General features: G+C 48.8%; 27 protein-coding genes and 1 pseudogene. 3 read left to right on the top strand and 25 right to left on the bottom strand.

Annotated elements, in window-relative coordinates:
• Window positions 1-65: 65 nt before the first annotated feature.
• The 15 genes from DTHIO_RS06355 to DTHIO_RS06430 all read right to left on the bottom strand — a co-directional run bounded on the left by DTHIO_RS06355 (window position 66) and on the right by DTHIO_RS06430 (window position 12,051).
• Entirely contained in the window at window positions 66-1,883 is a 1,818-nt protein-coding gene (locus DTHIO_RS06355; protein WP_008869507.1) for a COG1361 family protein, read from the bottom strand.
• 518 nt (window positions 1,884-2,401) lie between these two features.
• Window positions 2,402-2,614, bottom strand: a complete 213-nt coding sequence (locus tag DTHIO_RS06365) for a hypothetical protein (RefSeq protein WP_008869508.1) — start codon at window positions 2,612-2,614, stop codon at window positions 2,402-2,404.
• A gap of 1 nt (window position 2,615) precedes the next feature.
• Window positions 2,616-3,257 (bottom strand): NYN domain-containing protein, encoded by a 642-nt coding sequence (locus DTHIO_RS06370; RefSeq protein ID WP_008869509.1) that lies wholly within the window; start codon window positions 3,255-3,257, stop codon window positions 2,616-2,618.
• The gene (locus DTHIO_RS06375) at window positions 3,254-3,964 is read right to left on the bottom strand and encodes a SapC family protein (protein ID WP_008869510.1); all 711 of its coding nucleotides are present in this window, start codon (window positions 3,962-3,964) and stop codon (window positions 3,254-3,256) included. The genes DTHIO_RS06370 and DTHIO_RS06375 overlap by 4 nt, the downstream gene beginning before the upstream one ends.
• Window positions 3,965-4,042: 78 nt before the next feature.
• Window positions 4,043-4,258, bottom strand: a complete 216-nt coding sequence (locus tag DTHIO_RS06380; protein WP_008869511.1) for a type II toxin-antitoxin system HicB family antitoxin — start codon at window positions 4,256-4,258, stop codon at window positions 4,043-4,045.
• A 3-nt stretch (window positions 4,259-4,261) separates the two neighbouring features.
• Window positions 4,262-4,444: a type II toxin-antitoxin system HicA family toxin gene (locus tag DTHIO_RS22935; RefSeq protein ID WP_008869512.1), complete on the bottom strand. Its 183-nt coding sequence runs from the start codon at window positions 4,442-4,444 to the stop codon at window positions 4,262-4,264.
• Window positions 4,445-4,489: 45 nt separating this feature from the next.
• On the bottom strand, window positions 4,490-4,636 hold the full coding sequence (locus DTHIO_RS21380; protein ID WP_153305062.1) for a hypothetical protein: 147 nt from the start codon (window positions 4,634-4,636) through the stop codon (window positions 4,490-4,492).
• Between the two features lie 93 nt (window positions 4,637-4,729).
• Window positions 4,730-5,650 carry a transposase gene (locus tag DTHIO_RS06390; protein ID WP_008869513.1) on the bottom strand — a complete coding sequence of 307 codons (921 nt, stop codon included), beginning with the start codon at window positions 5,648-5,650 and terminating at the stop codon, window positions 4,730-4,732.
• Window positions 5,651-6,282: 632 nt separating this feature from the next.
• Window positions 6,283-7,077, bottom strand: coding sequence for a transposase (locus DTHIO_RS06400; RefSeq protein WP_008869514.1), 795 nt, complete (start codon window positions 7,075-7,077; stop codon window positions 6,283-6,285).
• 453 nt (window positions 7,078-7,530) lie between these two features.
• Window positions 7,531-7,845, bottom strand: coding sequence for an O-linked N-acetylglucosamine transferase family protein (locus DTHIO_RS06405; protein ID WP_040418127.1), 315 nt, complete (start codon window positions 7,843-7,845; stop codon window positions 7,531-7,533).
• Window positions 7,846-8,047: 202 nt separating this feature from the next.
• On the bottom strand, window positions 8,048-9,064 hold the full coding sequence (locus DTHIO_RS06410; protein ID WP_008869515.1) for a site-specific integrase: 1,017 nt from the start codon (window positions 9,062-9,064) through the stop codon (window positions 8,048-8,050).
• On the bottom strand, window positions 9,061-10,029 hold the full coding sequence (locus DTHIO_RS06415; protein ID WP_008869516.1) for a tyrosine-type recombinase/integrase: 969 nt from the start codon (window positions 10,027-10,029) through the stop codon (window positions 9,061-9,063). The genes DTHIO_RS06410 and DTHIO_RS06415 overlap by 4 nt, the downstream gene beginning before the upstream one ends.
• On the bottom strand, window positions 10,016-11,200 hold the full coding sequence (locus DTHIO_RS06420) for a tyrosine-type recombinase/integrase (RefSeq protein ID WP_008869517.1): 1,185 nt from the start codon (window positions 11,198-11,200) through the stop codon (window positions 10,016-10,018). The genes DTHIO_RS06415 and DTHIO_RS06420 overlap by 14 nt, the downstream gene beginning before the upstream one ends.
• A gap of 5 nt (window positions 11,201-11,205) precedes the next feature.
• Complete coding sequence (locus tag DTHIO_RS06425) at window positions 11,206-11,502, bottom strand: CHC2 zinc finger domain-containing protein (protein WP_008869518.1); 297 nt, start codon at window positions 11,500-11,502, stop codon at window positions 11,206-11,208.
• A 102-nt stretch (window positions 11,503-11,604) separates the two neighbouring features.
• On the bottom strand, window positions 11,605-12,051 hold the full coding sequence (locus tag DTHIO_RS06430) for a hypothetical protein (RefSeq protein ID WP_008869519.1): 447 nt from the start codon (window positions 12,049-12,051) through the stop codon (window positions 11,605-11,607).
• 53 nt (window positions 12,052-12,104) lie between these two features.
• Here DTHIO_RS06430 and DTHIO_RS22655 point away from each other — a divergent pair, with 53 nt between their 5' ends.
• On the top strand, window positions 12,105-12,227 hold the full coding sequence (locus DTHIO_RS22655) for a hypothetical protein (protein WP_008869520.1): 123 nt from the start codon (window positions 12,105-12,107) through the stop codon (window positions 12,225-12,227).
• A gap of 460 nt (window positions 12,228-12,687) precedes the next feature.
• On the opposite strand, the gene DTHIO_RS06440 is transcribed toward DTHIO_RS22655, so the two are convergent.
• From DTHIO_RS06440 to DTHIO_RS22660, 6 genes are all read right to left on the bottom strand, one after another.
• Window positions 12,688-13,608, bottom strand: a complete 921-nt coding sequence (locus tag DTHIO_RS06440; protein ID WP_008869521.1) for a transposase — start codon at window positions 13,606-13,608, stop codon at window positions 12,688-12,690.
• Between the two features lie 308 nt (window positions 13,609-13,916).
• On the bottom strand, window positions 13,917-14,831 hold the full coding sequence (locus DTHIO_RS06445) for a transposase (RefSeq protein ID WP_008869522.1): 915 nt from the start codon (window positions 14,829-14,831) through the stop codon (window positions 13,917-13,919).
• 100 nt (window positions 14,832-14,931) lie between these two features.
• Window positions 14,932-15,249, bottom strand: a complete 318-nt coding sequence (locus DTHIO_RS06450) for a SapC family protein (protein WP_008869523.1) — start codon at window positions 15,247-15,249, stop codon at window positions 14,932-14,934.
• A 64-nt stretch (window positions 15,250-15,313) separates the two neighbouring features.
• Window positions 15,314-16,228, bottom strand: coding sequence for a transposase (locus tag DTHIO_RS06455; RefSeq protein ID WP_008869524.1), 915 nt, complete (start codon window positions 16,226-16,228; stop codon window positions 15,314-15,316).
• A 308-nt stretch (window positions 16,229-16,536) separates the two neighbouring features.
• On the bottom strand, window positions 16,537-17,451 hold the full coding sequence (locus tag DTHIO_RS06460; RefSeq protein WP_008869522.1) for a transposase: 915 nt from the start codon (window positions 17,449-17,451) through the stop codon (window positions 16,537-16,539).
• 100 nt (window positions 17,452-17,551) lie between these two features.
• Window positions 17,552-17,680 carry a hypothetical protein gene (locus DTHIO_RS22660; RefSeq protein WP_279614617.1) on the bottom strand — a complete coding sequence of 43 codons (129 nt, stop codon included), beginning with the start codon at window positions 17,678-17,680 and terminating at the stop codon, window positions 17,552-17,554.
• A 275-nt stretch (window positions 17,681-17,955) separates the two neighbouring features.
• On the opposite strand from DTHIO_RS22660, the gene istA reads away from it, so the two are divergent.
• Complete coding sequence (gene istA, locus DTHIO_RS06465) at window positions 17,956-19,503, top strand: IS21 family transposase (protein WP_008869525.1); 1,548 nt, start codon at window positions 17,956-17,958, stop codon at window positions 19,501-19,503.
• 12 nt (window positions 19,504-19,515) lie between these two features.
• On the top strand, window positions 19,516-20,271 hold the full coding sequence (istB, locus tag DTHIO_RS06470) for an IS21-like element helper ATPase IstB (protein ID WP_008869526.1): 756 nt from the start codon (window positions 19,516-19,518) through the stop codon (window positions 20,269-20,271).
• Between the two features lie 111 nt (window positions 20,272-20,382).
• On the opposite strand, the gene DTHIO_RS06475 is transcribed toward istB, so the two are convergent.
• The 4 genes and pseudogenes from DTHIO_RS06475 to DTHIO_RS06490 all read right to left on the bottom strand — a co-directional run bounded on the left by DTHIO_RS06475 (window position 20,383) and on the right by DTHIO_RS06490 (window position 22,841).
• Entirely contained in the window at window positions 20,383-20,970 is a 588-nt protein-coding gene (locus DTHIO_RS06475; RefSeq protein WP_144311475.1) for a site-specific integrase, read from the bottom strand.
• A 309-nt stretch (window positions 20,971-21,279) separates the two neighbouring features.
• A complete protein-coding gene (locus DTHIO_RS06480; protein WP_008869508.1) occupies window positions 21,280-21,492 on the bottom strand; it encodes a hypothetical protein in 213 nt (70 codons plus the stop codon).
• A 1-nt stretch (window position 21,493) separates the two neighbouring features.
• Window positions 21,494-22,135, bottom strand: a complete 642-nt coding sequence (locus DTHIO_RS06485) for an NYN domain-containing protein (RefSeq protein ID WP_008869527.1) — start codon at window positions 22,133-22,135, stop codon at window positions 21,494-21,496.
• Window positions 22,132-22,841: pseudogene (locus tag DTHIO_RS06490) on the bottom strand (SapC family protein). The gene DTHIO_RS06485 and the pseudogene DTHIO_RS06490 overlap by 4 nt, the downstream one beginning before the upstream one ends.
• Window positions 22,842-22,860 lie beyond the last annotated feature (19 nt).

The raw sequence follows: 22,860 nt of genomic DNA on the forward strand, positions 1-22,860 counted from the left end.
TTGACTGTTGACGGTTGATGGCTTGAAAAGTGTTGGGGGAAAGCCGCTTCCGGGGCTTAAGTTGTTCAACTCATTTCCATTTCATTCCGGGCATTATCATCAGAGACACCCAGGGTATGAATGTGGTCATCAGAGGCAGCCTCGGGGGCTTTGACATCGAAGGTCCTGAAATTGTCAACAGTATCGACATTGTCCGCATCTGCAACTATCTTCAGTGTATAATACGGATGTTGTCCGGGATCATAGTCGTATTCAGAGGTCCAGCTGAGTTCGAACTCATGGGAATCGCCCGGCTTCATATCTCCAACAGTATACCCTTCAACAGACACGTCGCTTCTAGCGCCTCCTGTAATTACCAGGTTCAGTTCAACGTCCTCAGCATTTTCTCTATAGCCCTCAAGGGCAGCAAGTTTGCCGGACACTGTCAATTCTTCGCCCACTTCCAGGCCATGATTGGTATTAAATTTTTTACCGTTACTTGTCCATTCCAGCTCCTGGAACCGGAGCCCGGGCTCTTGGTGTTCCACCGTAAAATGCTCACTGATCTGAACTGATCGTGCATTGTCTGCGCTGGATGTTACTTCAGCAGTGTAGTCTCCTGGCTCTTCAATATACCAGGCATAATTAAAGTCTACAGACCTGCCCGCAGGAATGAAATCATCATCTTCACTTATGGTAAACTCATGCTCCACCTCACCATCGGCATCAAGGATTACCAGGCTGAAATCAACATCCTCAGCATCAGCCAAACCATCGTTTAAAGCCGCCAGCGTCCCGGTTACATTCAGCTTCTCCCCGGCTGCCACCTCCACCGGCACCGTACAAAAATCTATACCCTGGCATTTCCAGCGCAAGCCCTGCAGCTCAAGCTCAGCATTAAGCAGATCTATTGTAAAAGGTTTGTCGGGATCATTAAATTGCATGTCTCTAATTCCATGTTCTTCACTCCAGGCTTTAACGCCCAGTGAGTTATGATCGACATGAGCAGCGGTAACCTTCAGGGTCTCCAGGTCCGATGCCTCGATCCAGCCTCTTCCTGCCGGGGTGTCAACAAAAGAACCCTTAATAAATTCTCCTTCTGCATCAATCTTGCCTGTCCACAATTGATACCATACTACGCTTTCATCCGGATCAGTGAACAACTCATCAAAAGTGGTGACACCAGCGGTAACATTCAAGTCTGTGTTGAATTCTATGTCAGGATTGGCTTGCATGACTTGAGACGGAAAACTATGCAGAACTGCTTCTGGAAATTCTGGGGAATCAAAATACCGGCTCTCTTGCCAGTCATTGTGCTGCCAGTCACCTTTCCCCTGTTCAGGGCTGTAAGACTGGACGTAAACAGTGTTGTGCCCGTCTTGATCCGCAGTGAACAGGAGATTGTTCAGGTCTTCAGCCCGGACCCAGCCGCCGCCTTCTTCAGTATCCACCAGAGAACCCTGGACCACACCCTCCTCGTCCATCTCACCGGTCCATATCTGGTACCAGGTTGAAGTGTCGTCTTCATCGGTGAAGAGATCGGCAAAAGAGGTTTCCAGGGATATATCTACGTCAGTATGAAATTCGATTTCCGGGGGACCAGGAAAATCAAAATAATCGCCATCCTTCCAGTCATTGTGATGCCAGTCCCCTGTACCGGTTTCATCTTCCCAGCCCCGGACATACATGGCGTTATGGTTGATCTGATCATAACCGACCCGTACATCGGCAAGATCCTCAATGGACAGCCTGCCAAGAAAATTACCATCAACAACTTCGCCATCTTCCTGGATATGACCGGTCCACACCTCATAATGGGTATAGAGTTCTTCAGTGTCCGTAAACAATTCGTTGTACCGGGTGTCTACGGAGATATCAAGATGGGTATGAAATTCGAATGACATACCATCCCTCCTTATAGTTTTCTGCCAGCAGTATCTCCTTTACAAGCTGGGTGTCAACAGGAAAAAGTCTGTTTTTTCACACAGGTTTTCTCCCGGGCCTGTTCAAGCCCCAGGCTGTCGGTAGAGCCAAGCCTTGCCCTGCCTGATCCGGCTGGATTTATCCCGGCAACGCAGGTAATACGTGGCCCTGCCGGATAAGGTGAGGCCAAGGTTGCTGGAAGCTCTGTGTGAAGCTGTGAAGGCCATTCTTGAGGGTGTGAGGGTAAAAAGCCAGCAGGGGATATCCCCTGCTGGCTTATAAAAATCATCGTAGGGTTTGTCATAAAATAAGTGTTACATAATGCTTGCATAATCTGGGGGTTTATCGCTCCCACGCTCTGTCCCGCCAGGGCGGGAGAGCGTAGCCCGACCGCTCCTGCGGTCATTGTGGACGCTGAGCGTCCAGGGAATGTTCCCACGCAGAGCGTGGGAACAATAAGACAAATATAACACTTATATCGTGACAGATCCTTAGCTCTCTATTGCTGCTGCTCCCTGGCCTCTTTCAGCTTACTATCCAGCTCCTTCAGACTGTTCGCCAGACCATTCATAAAGTTATTAGCCTGACTCGCCGGAATAATCAGGGTTCCGGCTTCAACTGTGGAATCATCTGCTCCACGCTGGGTCAGCATAATCCTCAGGTTGCCATTGGACAAAGTCACTTTACTGATTCCGTCTGCAAATACGTGCATCTTAACTCTCCTTATTGTTTAATTGGGTACTTATAAAATCCGCCTGCTCCGAAAGCTCTATTGAGACAGGAGCATGCATATTATCCAGGCATACCTGCACCCCTTCTTGCCGAACCATCTCCATTGCCGGAACCAGGTCTGTTCTGTCAGTGATCAGAACAAACATATCCCCGGCTTTTCTGGCTGCAAGGGTGATCATATCCAGGGCCATCTTTACGCTTATCTGGGTAGTCTCGCTTCCCGGTCGGATATCGCTGTCTGACAGGTCATCCACAGTTATCTCCTTCTTCAAAAGCGGAGACACCTTGGAGCCGACAACATTCCAGTCCCTGCCGTTCCACTCCATGCTTCCAAGCCTCAAACAGAAATTTGGTGCATGGCGCAGGCCCTCGAACAGCTGGTGTCTTAGCCTTGCACTCTCCAGCCTGGAAAAGTCTATCTCCTTACCATTCAAGGGAGATGTTCCCCTGGCCTGCAAGGGCTTACAGTCATAATAATAAATACGCACCAGGTAGTCGTTTGGTCTCAGGTGCTTCTGGCAGTATTCCCGGATCTCTCTTGGCTTGTACAGAAAGTGGTTTCTCTCCAGCACCCGGCGGCGCATGAACATGCCGTCTGTGAAAATGATTACTTTGCGTGTCATATTTTTATCTTCTCAAAATCCAGTTCTTCCATACTCTCCCAATCCGGCTCCTTATCCTGTTCAGCCAGTTTCTTAAGCCTTGCCATCTGAGTCAAGGAATAAAGCTGCCCGTACATAACCTTCAATCCGCCGGTATCCCTGAGCTTCACAAAGGCTTCTCCACTCAGGTCTTTCAACTTGGCTTCGCTCACTTTATACAGGCCACCGTACCCTTCCCAGGGCTCGATCACACCAAACTCAGCAAGCGCAGCACAGGCCCTGTCAGTTATAGCCCTCTCCCTGGCAATCTTTTCCAGAAAGTCTATTATCTGCTGCATCTTCTGGGTGGGCTTACCCTCTTCTCCGAACATTTGCTCACCATCTGGGCCATCCGTAATCAGATCAGAATTCTCGTCTACGCAGACTACTTGTTTTCCTTCCTGAGATTCCGCTAGGTAAAAGGGATGGCCTCTCAGATATGCCGGGATATAGCTGGTCTGCCACTTGCCTTCCTGGGTGACAAACAGGTTCTGTTCTGGTTTTAAGCCCATCACAGCACTCAGTACGTACTTGTTCCTGGAATAGGTAAAGGCTATTGGAAATGCCGGTACTGCTCTGGGTAATTCAGAGATAACCATGGGAACAGTGGTGCGGGTTTTGGCGTGTTGGTAGTTCTTTGCCGGATGGAAACTTTTGCCAGCGTGTGTTGTTTTGGATAAGGGTTGCATTTGGGTTTTGTAAATGAAAAACCCCGCCCTGGCAAGTTGCCGGAGGGCGGGGTATTAATCTTAAATGACGTAACCTGCCTACTTAAAAACCCACTCAGGTTCAGGGACTTCCACTTTTTCCATCTCAAAACCTGGCTCGAAAGGGACCTCTGTTTCCAGCATGTCCCTTGCCCCTTCTCTCAAGGACTCAAGCAATTCTTCCCTGGTTCTCTCTTGAGCGTTTACGCCAGGCAGATCAACCAGCCAACCTATCCACCAGTCATCGGTCCTCTTTATTACTGCTCTGTAATGCATTATCTACCTCACAAAAGGAATATTCAGATCTTTACAAATTTTTCGGGCCAAATCATCTACTATCTCGTTATGCCTTGGGACCTGAGTCTTCTTTCGATCCAGCTGATATATACTGTGTTTGCTTCCCTCTCGCAAAAGATAAGCGCCATGTACCTGCAAATGTTTGATCAACTGATGTCTTTTCATTAACTTACATTTTATGCATTCTTCCGGCAATTGGCAAGGAGCCGCTTACTCCCTCCTTATTTCATAGTCAGGATCAGCCCAGGGAGTTTTGCCGGTAATCGCATTCCAGAGCATACGCAAGGCTCCGGTGTTCTCATGGTAATGCTCATAGCAGGCCTGCAGCTCATGGATAAGACCTGTCAGGCCATCCATTGGCGCAAAGGTCCGGCCAACAATAATGAGGATCGCTCCGCCAAAATCAGATCAGGGCATACCCTGTCAGTGAACATGCTTGGAGCAGTAAACTCAAGTCTGCCCCAGGCGCTTCATAGAGTACAAACCCTCGACACCGCCAACCGGAGTAAATTTCCTTGTATCCTTGGACCCCAGTAAATGCTTGACCTGGTCAAAGACTTCCTGAACAAAATCCTTTCCGCCGATAACCCCGGAATCAGTAAAATACCGGCATCTGTATCTGAAGCGCTCTACCCTGGATATTTTGTAGCCTTTTTTCCTGGCTTTTTCCACAACCTTTTGATCAATGGTCTTGCCTTTGCCGGCGTCTACTGCTCCGGTCTCGTAAACAAACTGCCTGTACTTGCGGACAATCTCTTTGGGGTCCAGCTCGTTCCATTCCTTGAGGCCAAAATCAATGTCCAGCAGGCCGTCTTTATTGCCGGTCTGGGTATGGTAGCCAAGTGAGCTCCAGCGGTAATTCTCCGGTTTCTTCACAATACCTGCACGGATAGGGTTTAAATCCACATAGGCCAGCAAATTAACAAGAGTACTGCCTTCCTGGACAATCATACTCTTAAACCGGCCACCCCAGAAAAAACCCTGCCGCCTGTGCTTCTTATTATAATACCGGGTAAAATTCTGCTTGATGTCCTTCACATAGGCCCCAAGGCTGCAAAGCCTCTTCTTGACCTCAGCCATCCGGTCAGTAGGCATCTCGACCTTGTCACCATAATAGTCCTGCCATCTCTTGATGATATCTGAATTGGAAATCTCATCCTCAGGGTGCATCCGGGCTACCAGGTGGAAATGATTCCCCATAACTGCGAAACCCAGCACGTCAACAAAGTAAAGCCTGCTCAGTCTTTTGATAAGCCCCAACAGATAATCCTTGTCAGTGTCTTTAATGGGCAGACCTGACAGAGCAGTACGGGATATGACGTGGTAGACGGTGGCTTGGTCACTACGGATAAAACGGGCTATGCGGGGCATGAATTACCTCCTTTAAGGCTGGTGGTTGAGCTGTTGGAAGAATGGATAGCATAAGCTGAAATAAAACGCAAGAAGAGACTGTCCCCTTCTTCCTTTGGCCCCGGCAGAACCAGATGCAAGCATGGCCATATTCCGGAAAATCGAACCCGAATGGCTCTTGCTGTTCCATCTGGCCATAATGCCGTTGGTGAACCGGCTGAATCTGGATGTTTCTGGGGTTGTTGGCTGCATGATTTTATTTTCTGCACGTTTCGCGTCAAGCGCGTTTCGTGCAATTAAATCCCACTTTTTGCACGTTTCGCGTCAAACGCAAATCGTGCAATTTCATCCAATATTTTCCTTCCCCGCAATCCACCGCTAAAAACTGTCCCCGGCGCCACCACAGCCACATTCCGCACAAACCTGCTCTTCCAGGTGCGGTTTATGAATCCCTGCATCCCGTTCAAGGACCAGGGCTTTTCAGTAGTCACCGGCTCCGCCATCCCATCATCCTAATTTTATAAAACCGACTTGCTGCACGTTTCGCGTCAAACGCGTTTCGTGCAATTAAATCCCACCTTTTGCACGTTTCGGGCCTGCCCAGTGAACAAAGAGAACTTTGGAACTTTGGGGGTCGGACCTAACCATCATACTTAAATATCAGGATAAATGTCCCAAAACAGCCTATTTTCAGACCTTAGAAGCCCCATTTCACCCCCAAAAACATCATTGTAAGCCGATACAGGTTCTTTCAGTGCATATGATCCGGTCTTGTCTACTTCATGAACCCTGCGGCCGCAAGCTTTTCCGCCGAGCAATTCCTTGATCTTTTCTACAAAAACCTTACAGCCCACGGCAACACTTTCAGTCCAGCCTGGTTGCCTGGGAGTACGCTCATCTACTGCTGCCTGGACCCATCCAGAGTATACCTTGGATAAATCATCGTCTATATCCAGCAGTCTTTTCAAAAGATCCCTGCTGATAATTCGGTATCTTTGCTGCGGCTTGACTATTTCAGGGTATCCCCCATGGCTCCACTCTTTGGGATGCTTAACCACTCTGGCCCTGACCATGTTCATGTCTATGTAGACCAGGCACTTTACCAGGTGCTCATCAACATCCACTGCTGTAGCGTGATACCTGTCTTCCCAGAAAGCACCTTTCCGCTTTTTTCTTTGATTGTATTCCTGGCCGGTTCTGCCAGCCACCAATTGTAAGGACCTGGGTATAACATCTTTGTCTTCATGGCCGTGTACCAGCAAGTGAATATGATTCGAGGTAACCGTATAGTTCAATACCTGTAGCCCGTATCTCTTTTTCGCTTCAAATAACCATTTAATCCAAGTTGATCGGTCCTTGGCAAATTTCAGCAGGAATTCCTTTTTATGGCATCTATGGGTTATATGCCACAAATGATCAGGCAAAAAATATCTGTTGGCTCTGGGCATATTTGCTTACAACTGGTTTTTGATTATTAAAAAGGGCATTCTAAGGCCAATTTTGGGCTCTGTAAAGGCCATTTATTCAATCAATTTAGAACTTTAATTAGGTCCGACCCCAAACCTAGTAGATCTACTTTAGGCATGGTACTGCTCCTTTTTTGTAGGTTATAAATTGGTTTCCCCAATTCTTATAACGTAAAGGAGGACAGTTTTTTGAATTGACAGGGCAGTACAGTGAAAAGCTAAGCCGTATAAGGCCTATTTTGGGCTTTCAGGGGTGCTTTTTGATGTCAGGCATGCGAAGATGAATAAAAGCCAGCAGGATGGGCGTGAGGGGCCTTAAATTGGAAATGGGTGTTTGGGCATAAAAAAAAGCCTACCAGCATAAGCCAGTAGGCAATAAATAAAAAAAGCCAGCGTACTTCACCCCGCCAAGCCGTTTAATCTGCGGCACTGAGGCTAACTGGTTTCAACCATGGCCTTTTCCAACCCGGCTGTAAACCCGTCAATATCCATAAGCACAGACCTCTGCATTCTGCTTCGCATGGTGCGTCTGAGATCAGCCAGTCTATCTGTATCAGCAGCCAGTTCAGCGGCAATCCGCACATACTCATCCTCACTCCCAGCCCCGAACTCACTAAGCCCAACAGTCCCAAGAAAAGCATAGCTCTGCCTGCTTACAACCCTGTCCATAGGCATGGTAACTACAGGTACACCCATCCACAGGGCCTCGCAGCTGGTAAGACCGCCGGTAAAGGGGAAGGGATCTAACAACTTAAAGAATCTGTCCCTTATGTTGCGAGTTCTCGTAACAGGCTGATATGCATGTAAATAAACCGGATTTGGCGGGGTCTTCATATCTTCATGGATACCAGGGGGATATGAAGACATGCAGCATAATTATTTTGGGCTGGCAACATAATTTTTGGCCTTGGAATATAGTACCACTTGTTTGGACTCAGCCTGCATATGGGCCTTACAGGCTGTCCAGCCAGTCCAGAGTCTCCTGCTCTTTTTCCCAGTCCAGAAGTTCATCCAGTTTGGGGTCCTGGGTCTGGTTCTGGGTGTATTCAATGAACTTCTGCTGCAGCTCTCGTTTGCGATTCAGACTCAGCTTGAGATAGACCATGGTGGATTGCAGGTTTTCATGTCCCAGGTGGTTTTTGATGTCTGTCAGGCTGAAGCCGGTCCCGAGCATGTTGATGGCACATGAATGCCTGAAGCAATGCACCGGATTCAATCCCTGGAATCGGTTTTCTTCAAACACCAGGCTCAGATATTTCCTGCATAACCGGTAGATGCCGTTTCTGGTAAAGCCTTGCCTGCGCTGATTTAAAAACAGGGTGTTCTGATGCAAGGGTTTGGGCCTGGGGCGGTATTTCTGGATATACATGGACATGAGCTGGACTGTCTTGGGCCAGAGCTCGATTTGGCGGTAGCGGTTGCCCTTGCCCAGGATGGCCAGGGTTTTCTTGTGCGGGTCAAAGTAGTCCAGACGTAGCGAGGCTGATTCCTCGGCCCTGGCCCCGGAGTTGTAGAGCAGGTGGATGATGGTATAATCCCGGAAAGCTCCGCTTTTCTTGAGATTTATACTATCCAGGACCAGCAAAACCTCTTCATGGGTGAGAAAGGCAGCCAGTTTTTTGGGGAAGCGCTTCTGAGGGATGGAGATAATCCGGTCTGCCAGCAGTTTATGTTCGGGATAGAGAAAACGGATCATTCTGGCCAGGGACTTGAATACCGCCAGTCTGTGGCCTCTGGTGCGAGCACTGTTATTTCTGCCGCTCTCCAGATGGTCTAAAAAATCCAGGATGAGCTGGGTGCTTAAATGCTCAATCTCCAGGGAGTTGATATCCCGGCCAAGGGTTTTGGAGGCAAAGGGCAAAAACAGGCTGAAGGTATGGCGGTAGGCCAGGATGGTGTTGGAGCTGACGCCCTTGGTTCTTGGCAGGTACTGATCAAAGAAGGTATGCAGACAGGAGCCCAGATTCATATGTCCTCCAGTCGCGAGATGGCAAAGTCCACAAATCCCTGGCGCTTCTCGGCGTCCATGACCTTGAGATACAGGGCGGTGTAGCGGTACTTGCTGTGGCCCATATACGCGGATAGTACTGGCAGAACAGCCTGGGGGTCCCGGCCCCGGTCCCGGGCCGCCTTGAGGGTGTTGACTGCAAAGGAATGCCTCAGGCTGTGCGGAGTGGGATGGCCAAAGACCATGTTGGCTATAATTCTTCTTGGGGCATGGATTCCCGTTTCCCGCACAGCCCTGTGAAAGACGGGATACACCTGATTGGTTCTCAGGGCGTTTTTAAATCCTGGCAGGAGATAAGGGCTTGTGCAGCACAGGGCGTCTCGAAGACTCAGGAAGTTATCCAGTTCTTTTTGGGCCTCCCAAGGAATGGGAATCAAGCGGTCCTTATGGAACTTGGTCTTTTGGATATAGATAGTGCCTTGCACAGGATCAAAATGTTCAAGCCCCAGGTTGAGTGGTTCGGACATGCGCAGCCCGCACCTGGCCTGCAACATTAGAGCTATGTATATGCCCATATCCACCAGGAAGCACTTTTCCCTGCTGCGCCGGATCTGACTTTGCACCCCCTGCAGGAGCTGCTCCACCTGCTCCGGGGAGAAAATGAAAGGGATAAAGGCGTTTTCAGTCTTGGCCGGGAGATCCTGGACCGGATTATGTTCACAGCAGCCTGTCCGGTGCAGATAAGCAAAGAAGTTGCGTGTGGCCTGAATGACATTGTTGACGGTTGCAGGCGAGCCCTTGATTCCATCACGGAAGCCCAGAAAAAAGGCAGGCGTGAGGTCTTCCCACCCCCGGGCATTATCCCGGACATAATAATCCAGTGCTCTCAGCTGGTTTGCCAGGCTCTTGTTCACATATCCAAGTTCCTTGCGGTACTGGATAAAATCATTTAGATGTCCGGCCAGAAAGCTCTCAAACTTTTTCATTGAACAATACCTCACGCATCAGTCTGGTGTGTACATGCAGATATCTCTTGCTGGTCTTGATGATGTCATGACCCAGCATCTCTTTGATTTCAAAGATGGACGCCTCCGCCTGCAACAGGTTCTGGGCATAGGTATGGCGCAGCCAGTAGGCAGATCCTTTGATCCCGGCCCGGCGGAAGCAGGCGCTGATATTCTGGCTCACGGTCAAAGGAGTGAGTGGTCCGTAAGGTGTCCTGGTATTGCAAAGAAGAAACCTGTGCCCGGGATCCATTGGTCTATTCCAGGCAAGGTATGCGGCCAGAGCCCTGAGTGCCCCCTGAGGCAGGGGAAGTTTGGCTGGAGAAGAGTTTTTTCTGTCCGGCAGGTATATCAGCTTGTCCCGGAATAAAATGTCATCCAGGGTCACCCGGCAGATTTCCCCCGGCCGAAGCCCCAGGGAGTAGGCCAGATGGATCATGGCATAAGACCGCAGTCCCCCGGGGCGATCCTTGTCAATGCTTTGAAACAGGGTCTTTATTTGTTCCAAAGTAAGAAACCTGGGTGGTCTGCTCTGGGCATACACCGGCGGCCCCTGGATCAAAGCGCTCAAATCTTTCTTCAGGATTTGTCTTTCCAGGTACAGGTAGCGTAAAAAACCTCTAAGGCCTGATCGTTCATGTATTCTGGTTTCAGGGGCGTATTTCCTGTTTCTCTCAGCCAGAAAAGCATCCATATGTAAGACATCCAGGTCTTTAAGCTCCATGCCCTGGTTTTGCAGGTAGTCATTAAGTGCGGATAGAGTCCCCCGGACCCGGTAGATCTGAACATGTCCCACCTGGCGGGTTTGGGTGTAGAATTGGAGATACTCTTCATAAAGCCTGGGCAGCTGGGCTCTTTGGAGCTTGCTCCTGCCTCTGCCTTCAGGCAAAGCACCCGGCGGCAAGCAGATTATGCCATTCTGGTGCAGGTAGCGCATGAATCCGCGCAGGACAAACCCGGCATACTTAACCTGGACATGGTCCTTAAATGCCTGCAAGGTATCCCGGGCAAAGGTACGCTCCCAGGGGATGCTATTTAGCACCACAAAGTCCAGCAGCCGGTTTAGAATTTGGCTGTGTTGGGCCATTGTCCATGGAGCATACCCGGCATTGTTCATCCATTCCAGGTAGTCCTGGATCTGCCTGTCCAGCATAACCTCTACCTGCCCAGCCTTTGTTCCATGTCCTGCAAAAACTCCACTGCCTCCCGGAAATTTAAGCCCTTGACCACCATGACCAGGTCAATGGGGTTGAAATTTCTTTCGCAACGAAAACACCTGGCCAGGTTGGTTCTGGGATTACAGGCGGTCAAAAACTCGGAGCAAAGCGGGCACAGAAAGCGCAAGTATCCGTCCCTGACTTTGGAGGGCATATCCAGGATATGGACAATAACGTCATTGACCAAAACCTTGTTTCGCAACCGCTGCAGTTCCTCTCTGGAATATCTTTGGGCCATGATTTCCTCCTCGAGATAAGTGTCAGTGATTAAGATTTGACTTCCCTATCACCACCCCGGCAGTGGAGGCTATCGAGTCCTACCTTTGCAATCAGGACCAAATCATGCGCAACCCATTGATACTTCTGTGATTTTTACGATTTTCGCGTCCATCTTTGCAATCAGCAGATCCTGGACAGAAATCATGGCGTAAGTTCCTGATATGTCACTGTTTTCAGCTGATAACGCGTCCAGCTTTGCAATTTCGCTGGAAATGGATTCGATGGCCCTCCTGCGCCGGTTTCTATATCGCTGTTTTTCCCGGTTGCTTCGGGTATAGCCAGGGTTGTTTTCCCTGTAGTTATTCCAGTAGTCAGGGTTCCTGGCACTCCAGCGTTGGTCTGAAGCCCTTTTATTGAGCCTGTAGGCCTGGTCCACCTGCATTTTCTTTCTTTGCCACCGGCGCTTGCGCGCTCTCTGGCAATCAGGCTTGGAGCAATACTTCTGGTCGGGGTTACGTTTGGTAAGGGGAAAAAGACACCGGCAGTATCTGCAGCGTTTTTTGGACATACAACCTCCAGGAGCAGTTACTCCAAGAGGTTGTAGTTTTGGAAAGAAGAAAAATGAATGAAAAGAATTCAGGCGGGGTCAAGAAAAAATCAGGGATCAGTGCTGAGTACTGGAGTCTGACCACTGAACATTCCGGGAACTGCCTCAAGGGCGGGGTATATGTCTATACCTGGTGAGGCGGGGTGGATTAATTCTGTTGAGCCGAAACTTCCCTTAGGGCATTCAATCAGGGCGGGGTATGCAGGGTATGTTAAAAAAAATACTAAAGGCAGGCGGGGTATAGCGGGATACTGGCAACATAACTAAACTCGCAACATAATGTCCCTACTTTCTTTCTGTCCTACCCCTGCTGGGATGTCCTCGTTTTTGCTGTGTGCATCGATAGCCATCCACTGGATCTCATCTAAATTAATTCCAGTACCAATACCAGGCAGGGCAAGATATCTGTATGGTGCGCCACGGGATACCAGTTCGGCCAAGGTCTGATTGAAACTTATGGCTGGTTTTTTGTTTGCGTTTTGGACATAGAAGCCAACAGCTCCGCCGTGTGCAAGTAGAGTCAAAGACTGCAAAAGTGATCCGAGACTTAGATCCGGCAAAGCTTTGTTTAAATCTGCTATTTTAACTGGACCATTATTAAGTTTGTCCCAATCGCTTCATAGAATACAAACCCTCAACACCACCAACGGGAGTAAACTTCCGTTCATCCTTGGAGCCCAGCAAGTGCTTGACCTGGTCGAATACTTCCTGAACAAAATCTTTCCCGCCGATCACCCCGGAGTCAGTAAAATACCGGCATCTGTACCTGAACCGATCAGACCTGGATATCTTATAGTTCTTCTTTCTGGCTTTTTCCACGATCTTTTTATCCATGACCTTGCCTTTACCCGCATCCACAGCTCCGGTTTCGTATACGAATTGTCTGTACTTGCGAACTATCTCTGATGGATTGAACTCATTCCATTCTTTCATCCCAAAGTCTATGGACAGAAGGCCGTCCTTATTCCCAGTCTGGGTATGGTAGCCCAGGGAACACCAGCGGTAGTCTTCCGGCTTCTTTACTATCCCTGCCCTTATGGGGTTCAAATCGATATAGGCCAGCATATTCACCAGGGTATGGCCTTCCTGAACAATCATAGACTTAAACCGCTCACCCCAGAAAAAGCCGCGCCTGTTATGCCTCTTATTGTAATACCGGGAAAAGGTCTGCTTGATTTCCCGCACAAACTCAGAAAGGTCAGTCCATTTTTTGCTGAACTTTTCCATATCCTGATCCCCAAAATGGACATCCTCTCCGTATCGTCTGGCAAATCTTTCTTTGACTTCATCTCTGTAAGCATACTCATGAGGATAGACTTTTACAGCCAGGTGCCAGTGGTTCCCCATAATTGCGAAACCAAGGATATCCACAAAATAGATCCTGCTGAAATATCTGATTATATCCAGCAGCTTGTCTTTCTCAATATCGCCAAGTGGAAAGCCGGATAGGGCGGTTCGGGATATGATGTGGTAAATAGCCGGTCTGTCCGGCAGAGTGAATCTGGCATTTCTGGGCATGGCTTACCTCCTTGAGATGAGGGATTGGTGTTGATGGAAGGATACTTACCCGAGATGGAATCAAAAGTAAAGTATATTTCGTCTGTCCCTTTTCTTTTCTCTTTCTTTTCTCCTCCCTTACTATTTGGGGCAGCTCCTGGAGGAATACCGGGCAGAAGTTCTCTTTGGCTGCAAAGTGGTAGTTACTTACCTGAGTGAATTTTATGTCCTGGGATTTGTCCAGGGCCTGGGTGTTTTGGTACATGCCACGGGCTCCATATTGTTGTTGAATGAATGAGATTATTACTACATGAGCTTGGAAGAGATGTCTATCCAAGCCGCTTCATGGAATAAACCCCATCCACCCCGCCTACGGGAGTAAATTTCCGCTCATCCTTCGACCCCAGCAAGTGCTTAACCTGGTCGAATACTTCCTGAACAAAATCTTTCCCGCCTATCACCCCGGAATCAGTAAAATACCGGCATTTGTACCTGAACCGGTCGGTCCTGGATATTTTGTAGCCTTTCTTACGGGCTTTTTCCACGATCTTTCTGTCCATGACTTTGCCTTTACCCGCATCCACAGCTCCGGTTTCGTAAACAAACTGCCTGTACTTGCGAACTATCTCTGATGGATTGAATTCATTCCATTCCTTCATGCCAAAATCTATGGACAGAAGGCCGTCCTTATTCCCAGTCTGGGTATGGTAGCCCAGGGAACACCAGCGGTAATCCTCCGGCTTCTTTACTATTCCAGCCCTTATGGGGTTCAAATCGATATAAGCCAACATATTAACCAGAGTCCTTCCCTCCTGTACTATCATGGATTTAAACCGCTCACCCCAGAAAAAGCCGCGCCTGCTATGCCTCTTATTATAATACCTGGAAAAACTTTGCTTGATCTCCCGTACAAACTCAGAAAGGTCAGTCCATTTTTTGCTGCACTTTTCATATTCTTTGTCGCCAAAGTAAATATCATCACCGTATCGGTCTGAAAACCTTTCCTTTACTTCATCTCTTTCGGCGTATTCTTGGGGGTATACTCTTACAGCTAAGTGCCAATGATTCCCCATAACTGCGAATCCCAGCACGTCTACAAAATAGATCTTACTGAAATATCTTATTATATCCAGCAGCTTGTCTTTTTCAATATCTCCAAGCGGAAAGCCGGGCAGGGCGGTTCTGGAAATTACGTGATATACAGTAGGTCTGTCAGGCAGTGTGAATCTGGCGTTTCTGGGCATTGTTGGCCTCCAATGGTCAGAGGTTTAAGTTGTGAACTAAGACAAAAGGTATGATCCCTGGTTGTGGGCTGTCAAGAAATAATGTAGATTTTGTCTGTCCCTAATTCTTTTCTCCTTGAGCAGAGTCTTCCTTTTTGGCCAGTATAAACGGGTATCTTCTTATGTATGCTGGGATGTATTCAGCTTGCCAGCTTCCGTCTTCTGATACGTACTGGTTAGTGTTCTGCTGAAAGCCCAAGAGGGCGTGGGGCAGGTCTGTCTGATTATTTGGGAAGCAGATAAAGTATTCCCTTACTACCTGGGGCAGCTCCTGGAGGAAGACCGGGCAGAAGTTTTCTTTGGCTGCAAAGTGGTAGTTACTTACCTGAGTGAATTTTATGTCCTGGGATTTGTCCAGGGCCTGGGTGTTTTGGTACATGCCACGGGCTCCATATTGTTGTTGAATGAATGAGATTATTACTACATGAGCTTGGAAGAGATGTCTATCCAAGCCGCTTCATGGAATAAGTTCCCTCAACCCCGCCTACGGGAGTAAATTTCCTTGTATCCTTAGACCCCAGCAGGTGTTTGACCTGATCAAATACCTCCTGAACAAAGTCTTTCCCGCCGATCACCCCGGAGTCAGTAAAATACCGGCATCTGTACCTGAACCGGTCAGACCTGGATATTTTAAAGCCTTTCTTCCGGGCTTTTTCCACGATCTTCTTATCCATGACCTTGCCCTTCCCCGCATCCACAGCGCCTGTTTCATATACAAACTGTCTGTACTTGCGGACAATCTCCTTGGGATCAAACTCGTTCCATTCCTTCATGCCGAAATCTATGGACAGAAGGCCGTCCTTATTCCCAGTCTGGGTATGGTAGCCCAGGGAACACCAGCGGTAATCCTCCGGCTTCTTTACTATCCCGGCCCTTATGGGGTTCAAATCGATATAGGCCAGCATATTCACCAGGGTATGGCCTTCCTGAACAATCATAGACTTAAACCGCTCACCCCAGAAAAAGCCGCGCCTGTTATGCCTCTTATTGTAATACCGGGAAAAGGTCTGCTTGATTTCCCGCACAAACTCAGAAAGGTCAGTCCATTTTTTGCTGAACTTTTCCATATCCTGATCCCCAAAATGGACATCCTCTCCGTATCGTCTGGCAAATCTTTCTTTGACTTCATCTCTGTAAGCATACTCATGAGGATAGACTTTTACAGCCAGGTGCCAGTGGTTCCCCATAATTGCGAAACCAAGGATATCCACAAAATAGATCCTGCTGAAATATCTGATTATATCCAGCAGCTTGTCTTTCTCAATATCGCCAAGTGGAAAGCCGGATAGGGCGGTTCGGGATATGATGTGGTAAATAGCCGGTCTGTCCGGCAGAGTGAATCTGGCATTTCTGGGCATGGCTTACCTCCTTGAGATGAGGGATTGGTGTTGATGGAAGGATACTTACCCGAGATGGAATCAAAAGTAAAGTATATTTCGTCTGTCCCTTTTCTTTTCTCTTTCTTTTCTCCTCCCTTACTATTTGGGGCAGCTCCTGGAGGAATACCGGGCAGAAGTTCTCTTTGGCTGCAAAGTGGTAGTTACTTACCTGAGTGAATTTTATGTCCTGGGATTTGTCCAGGGCCTGGGTGTTTTGGTACATGCCACGGGCTCCATATTGTTGTTGAATGAATGAGATTATTACTACATGAGCTTGGAAGAGATGTCTATCCAAGCCGCTTCATGGAATAAACCCCATCCACCCCGCCTACGGGAGTAAATTTCCGCTCATCCTTCGACCCCAGCAAGTGCTTAACCTGGTCGAATACTTCCTGAACAAAATCTTTCCCGCCTATCACCCCGGAATCAGTAAAATACCGGCATTTGTACCTGAACCGGTCGGTCCTGGATATTTTGTAGCCTTTCTTACGGGCTTTTTCCACGATCTTTCTGTCCATGACTTTGCCTTTACCCGCATCCACAGCTCCGGTTTCGTAAACAAACTGCCTGTACTTGCGAACTATCTCTGATGGATTGAATTCATTCCATTCCTTCATGCCAAAATCTATGGACAGAAGGCCGTCCTTATTCCCAGTCTGGGTATGGTAGCCCAGGGAACACCAGCGGTAATCCTCCGGCTTCTTTACTATTCCAGCCCTTATGGGGTTCAAATCGATATAAGCCAACATATTAACCAGAGTCCTTCCCTCCTGTACTATCATGGATTTAAACCGCTCACCCCAGAAAAAGCCGCGCCTGCTATGCCTCTTATTATAATACCTGGAAAAACTTTGCTTGATCTCCCGTACAAACTCAGAAAGGTCAGTCCATTTTTTGCTGCACTTTTCATATTCTTTGTCGCCAAAGTAAATATCATCACCGTATCGGTCTGAAAACCTTTCCTTTACTTCATCTCTTTCGGCGTATTCTTGGGGGTATACTCTTACAGCTAAGTGCCAATGATTCCCCATAACTGCGAATCCCAGCACGTCTACAAAATAGATCTTACTGAAATATCTTATTATATCCAGCAGCTTGTCTTTTTCAATATCTCCAAGCGGAAAGCCGGGCAGGGCGGTTCTGGAAATTACGTGATATACAGTAGGTCTGTCAGGCAGTGTGAATCTGGCGTTTCTGGGCATTGTTGGCCTCCAATGGTCAGAGGTTTAAGTTGTGAACTAAGACAAAAGGTATGATCCCTGGTTGTGGGCTGTCAAGAAATAATGTAGATTTTGTCTGTCCCTAATTCTTTTCTCCAGCATCCAGATCCACTTCGGACCAAGGCAGGTTTACAGCCTCGGATTTCCTGGCTCCGGTCATGATCAGGAACCTGATAATATCCGGCACCACTGGGCTGTTGCAGTTATTCAACTCATCCAGAACCCTTTCCAGCTCTTCCGGGTGCGTATTTCACGGGAAAACGGACAGCATTCCACAGCAAAGTGGACAGTGTTCCATGGGAAAAAGGACAGCATTCCATGCTCATGATGGACAGTCATTCCACGGCAAGGTGGACAGCATTCCACGGGAAGATGGACACCTTCACAATGAACTCGCCGCTCTAAGGAGCACCTCTTCTTTTTAAGTTTGACGCGGGATAACCTGTCAATCATGTACCTCCAAACAAATTCAAACGGGAGGTACAAATGCCACAGGAGAGGTTATCCATGCGAAAAATTTCTGAAATCCTGCGTTTAAAATACGGACAAGGCTTCAGCACCCGCCAGATTGCCAAGTGCTGCGATATAGGCAAGTCCACAGTTGCCACCTATATATCCAGAGCAAAAAATGCCGGGATTTTCTGGCCGCTGCCTGAGAATATGACAGAGGAGAGGCTTCACGAGCTTCTGTTTCCTCCGCAGCAAAATGAGCATAAAGTATCTACCCCAGTACCGGACTGGAACCTGGTGCATCAGGAAATGCAAAAAAAGGGTGTGACCAAGTTTTTGCTCTGGGAAGAATACAAAGAGGCCAACCCAGACGGCTTCGAGTACAGCTGGTTCTGCCGGGAATACAGAGCATGGCGCGGCAAGCTTGATCTGGTCATGCGCCACAACCACAGGGCCGGCGAAAAGCTCTTCGTTGATTATGCCGGCCATACTGTACCGGTTACGGATCCGGGAACAGGAGAAATAAGCCAGGCCCAGATCTTTGTAGCTGTCATGGGTGCAAGCAACTACACCTATGCGGAAGCCACCTGGAGCCAGAACCTCTGGGACTGGATCAACTCCCATGTCCGGACCTTCAAGTTTCTACAGGGAGTCCCCTTGATTACAATCCCGGACAATCTCAAGTCCGGAGTCAATAAACCCCATATATATGAGCCGGATCTGAACCCCACCTATCAAGACATGGCCCTGCACTACAATACGGCGGTCATCCCTGCCAGGAGAAAAAAGCCAAAGGACAAGGCCAAAGCCGAAAGCGGTGTGCTTCTTGTCTCCAGGTGGATTCTGGCCAGGCTCAGAAATCAGCAGTTTTTCTCCCTGTGGGAGTTAAACCTGGAAATCAGGAAGCTGCTGGAAAAGCTAAACGACAAGCCTTTCAAAAAACTGCCAGGGAGCAGGAAGTCGCTCTTTGAAGAAATAGACAGACCTGCTCTGCAGCCGCTTCCGGCCACACATTATGAATATGCCCTCTGGAAGAAGGTTAAGGTGAACATAGACTATCACGTGGAGATTGACCGGCATTACTACTCAGTTCCCCATCACCTGGTCAAAAAAAGGCTTGATGCCAGGTACACGGAAAACACTGTGGAGCTGTTCCACAAGAACTCCCGGGTGGCCAGCCATAAAAGATCCTATAACAAAAGGAGCTATACCACGGTCAAAGAACATATGCCCAAGGCTCACAGGGAGCATGATTACTGGAATCCGGAGCGGCTGATAAACTGGGCCAGCAAGACTGGACCTGCCACGGCCAAGCTGATCAAAACCATCATGGGCAAAAGGATCCATCCCCAGCAGGGCTTTAGGCCTTGCCTGGGCGTCATGCGCCTGGGCAAGCAATATGGAGAAGAAAGGCTTGAATCTGCCTGTTTAAGAGCCCTGACCCTGGGATCGACAAACTACAAGAGCGTAGAATCCATCCTGAAGAACAACCTGGACAAACAGCCTTTACCAAGTCCGTCCGAGAATTCTGAAGCTCCGGTGCTGGAGCATGACAACATCCGGGGCGCAAACTACTATCATTAAAAGGAGGACAAAATGTTAAACCACCCCACTCTTGAAAAACTACAAACCATGCGACTGACAGGCATGCTTAAGGCCCTGCAGGAACAGCAGGAAACCAGGGAAATTGAGGCCCTGTCCTTTGAAGAAAGACTGGGCCTGCTCCTGGACCGGGAGATGACGGAAAGAGAATCCAAACGTCTGCAAACAAGGCTCAAAAAAGCCAAGCTGAGGCACAGGGCTGTGGTTGAAGACATTAACTACCGTCATCCCAGAAGACTGGACAAGTCACAAGTCTTCAAGCTTTGTGACTGCCAGTGGATAAAAGAGCATCAAAACCTGATTATTACAGGACCCACAGGGATAGGCAAAAGCTGGCTGGCCTGTGCCCTGGCCCAAAAAGCCTGCAGAGAGGGATACAGCGCCCTCTATACCCGCATGCCCCGTCTCTTGCAGGATGTGGGCATATCCAGAGGTGACGGGCGTTACCCCAAAGTCATGAAAGAGCTGGCCAAAACAGATCTGCTGGTCCTGGATGACTGGGGCATAAGCCCGCTTAAAGCTGAACAGCTAAGAGATCTACTGGAGATCCTTGAGGACCGGCACGGGCTGCGCTCCACCCTGGTTACAAGCCAGCTCTCAATCCAAAAATGGCACGAGTATCTGGGTGATCCCACCCTGGCTGACGCTGTCCTGGATCGCCTGATCCACAATGCACACCGAATGGATCTTTGGGGAGATTCCATGCGCGAACTGGAAGCATCGTTGACTTCAAAGAACAGTTTCGATTAAAACAAGGCATCCCGCGTCGCTTCGCTCCGATAAGCGCTTTGTTCTGTGAATGACATCTGTCCACCATCAGCGTGGAACACTGTCCACTTTCCCATGGAATGCTGTCCACCATCAGTGTGGAACACTGTCCATCATGCCGTGTACTGACTGTCCACTTTGCGTGGAATACGCATCCGGGCTTAGAAACCTCTCCTGACGTCCTGCATCGTGCATCCTGGAAACCTTGCGCGTCGGAGAGCTATCGATGTAATCCCACTTTTCAGCCGTGTTCAAAATGTGCTTGATTATCGCCATATACCGGTTTACCGTACCCGGCTTAAAGCCTTGGTTAACCATAGCGCTCTGGAAATCAATCAGATCGCCAGGTTTGAACTCGTTTAGCTTCTTGTGGCCCCAGATGCGTATCATACGCTTTTCGATGGTATGCTGGTCAAACTCCCAGCTGCGTTTGTAGCTTTTCACATACGGGATGTATTTTTCCCGTACGAACTTTTTGAAGGTGGGTGTGCTCTTTACCTTTTCCAGCTGTTCCAGAGGATTGAAGCCCATCTGGGCCTGGCTGCGCATAACACTGGCTTTCTCCCGGGCCTGTTCAAGCCCCAGGCTGTCGGTAGAGCCAAGCCTTGCCCTGCCTGATCCGGCTGGATTTATCCCGGCAACGCAGGTAATACGTGGCCCTGCCGGATAAGGTGAGGCCAAGGTTGCTGGAAGCTCTGTGTGAAGCTGTGAAGGCCATTCTTGAGGGTGTGAGGGTAAAAAGCCAGCAGGGGATATCCCCTGCTGGCTTATAAAAATCATCGTAGGGTTTGTCATAAAATAAGTGTTACATAATGCTTGCATAATCTGGGGGTTTATCGCTCCCACGCTCTGTCCCGCCAGGGCGGGAGAGCGTAGCCCGACCGCTCCTGCGGTCATTGTGGACGCTGAGCGTCCAGGGAATGTTCCCACGCAGAGCGTGGGAACAATAAGACAAATATAACACTTATATCGTGACAGATCCTTAGCTCTCTATTGCTGCTGCTCCCTGGCCTCTTTCAGCTTACTATCCAGCTCCTTCAGACTGTTCGCCAGACCATTCATAAAGTTATTAGCCTGACTCGCCGGAATAATCAGGGTTCCGGCTTCAACTGTGGAATCATCTGCTCCACGCTGGGTGAGCATAATCCTCAGGTTGCCATTGGACAAAGTCACTTTACTGATTCCGTCTGCAAATACGTGCATCTTAACTCTCCTTATTGTTTAATTGGGTACTTATAAAATCCGCCTGCTCCGAAAGCTCTATTGAGACAGGAGCATGCATATTATCCAGGCATACCTGCACCCCTTCTTGCCGAACCATCTCCATTGCCGGAACCAGGTCTGTTCTGTCAGTGATCAGAACAAACATATCCCCGGCTTTTCTGGCTGCAAGGGTAACCATATCCAGGGCCATTTTTACGCTTATCTGGGTGGTTTCGCTTCCTGGGCGGATATCGCTGTCTGACAGGTCATCCACGGTTATCTCCTTTTTAAGAAGTGGAGACACTTTAGAGCCGACAATATTCCAGTCCCTGCCGTTCCAATCCATATTTCCCAGTCTCAGACAGAAATTTGGAGCATGGCGCAGACCCTCAAACAGCTGGTGTCTTAACCTTGCACTCTCCAGCCTGGAGAAGTCTATCTCCTTACCGTTTAAGGGAGATGTTCCCCTGGCCTGCAAGGGACGGCAGTCGTAATAATAGATGCGCACCAGGTAGTCGTTTGGTCTCAGGTGCTTCTGGCAGTACTCCCGGATCTCTCTTGGCTTGTATAGAAAATGGTTTCTCTCCAGCACCCTGCGGCGCATGAACATTCCGTCTGTGAAAATGATTACTTTGCGGGTCATATCTTTATCCTATCAAAATCCAGCTCTTCCATACTCTCCCAATCCGGCTCCTTATCCTGTTCAGCCAGTTTCTTCAACCTTGCCATCTGAGTCAAGGAATAAAGCTGCCCGTACATCACTTTCAACGCGCCTTTATCCCTGACCTGCACAAAGGCCTCTCCACTCAGATCTTTCAGCTTACCCTCGCTGATTTTATACAGACCACCGTATCCCTCTCCCAGGGCTCTATCATTCCAAGCTCACTTAGCGTAGCACAGGCCCTGTCAGTAACAGCCCTCTCTTTGGCAATCTTTTCCAGAAAGTCGATTATCTGCTGCATCTTCTGGGTGGGTTTGTCGTCTTCACCAAACATTGGCTCTCCGCCAATATCCGTGATTAACCCGGAGTTCTCGTCTACGCAGACCACCTGCTTACCTTCCTGGGATTCCACCAGGTAGAAGGGATGTGCTCTTAGATAAGCTGGGATATAGCTTGTTCGCCACTTGCCTTCCTGGGTGACATACAGGTTCTGTTCAGGTTTTAAGTCCATCAGAGCAGAAAGGATGTATTTGTCTCTGGATACGGTGAAGGCTATTGGGAAAGCCGGCACTGCTCTGGGTAGTTCAGAGATAACCAATGGCACAGTAGTGCGGGTTTTGGCGTGTTGGTGATTTTGAGCAGGATAGAAGCTTTTGCCTGCGTGTCTGGTCGTGGATAGTGGTTGCATGGGTAGGTTGTAAATGAAA

Source organism: Desulfonatronospira thiodismutans ASO3-1, from assembly GCF_000174435.1.
GTDB lineage: Bacteria > Desulfobacterota > Desulfovibrionia > Desulfovibrionales > Desulfonatronovibrionaceae > Desulfonatronospira > Desulfonatronospira thiodismutans.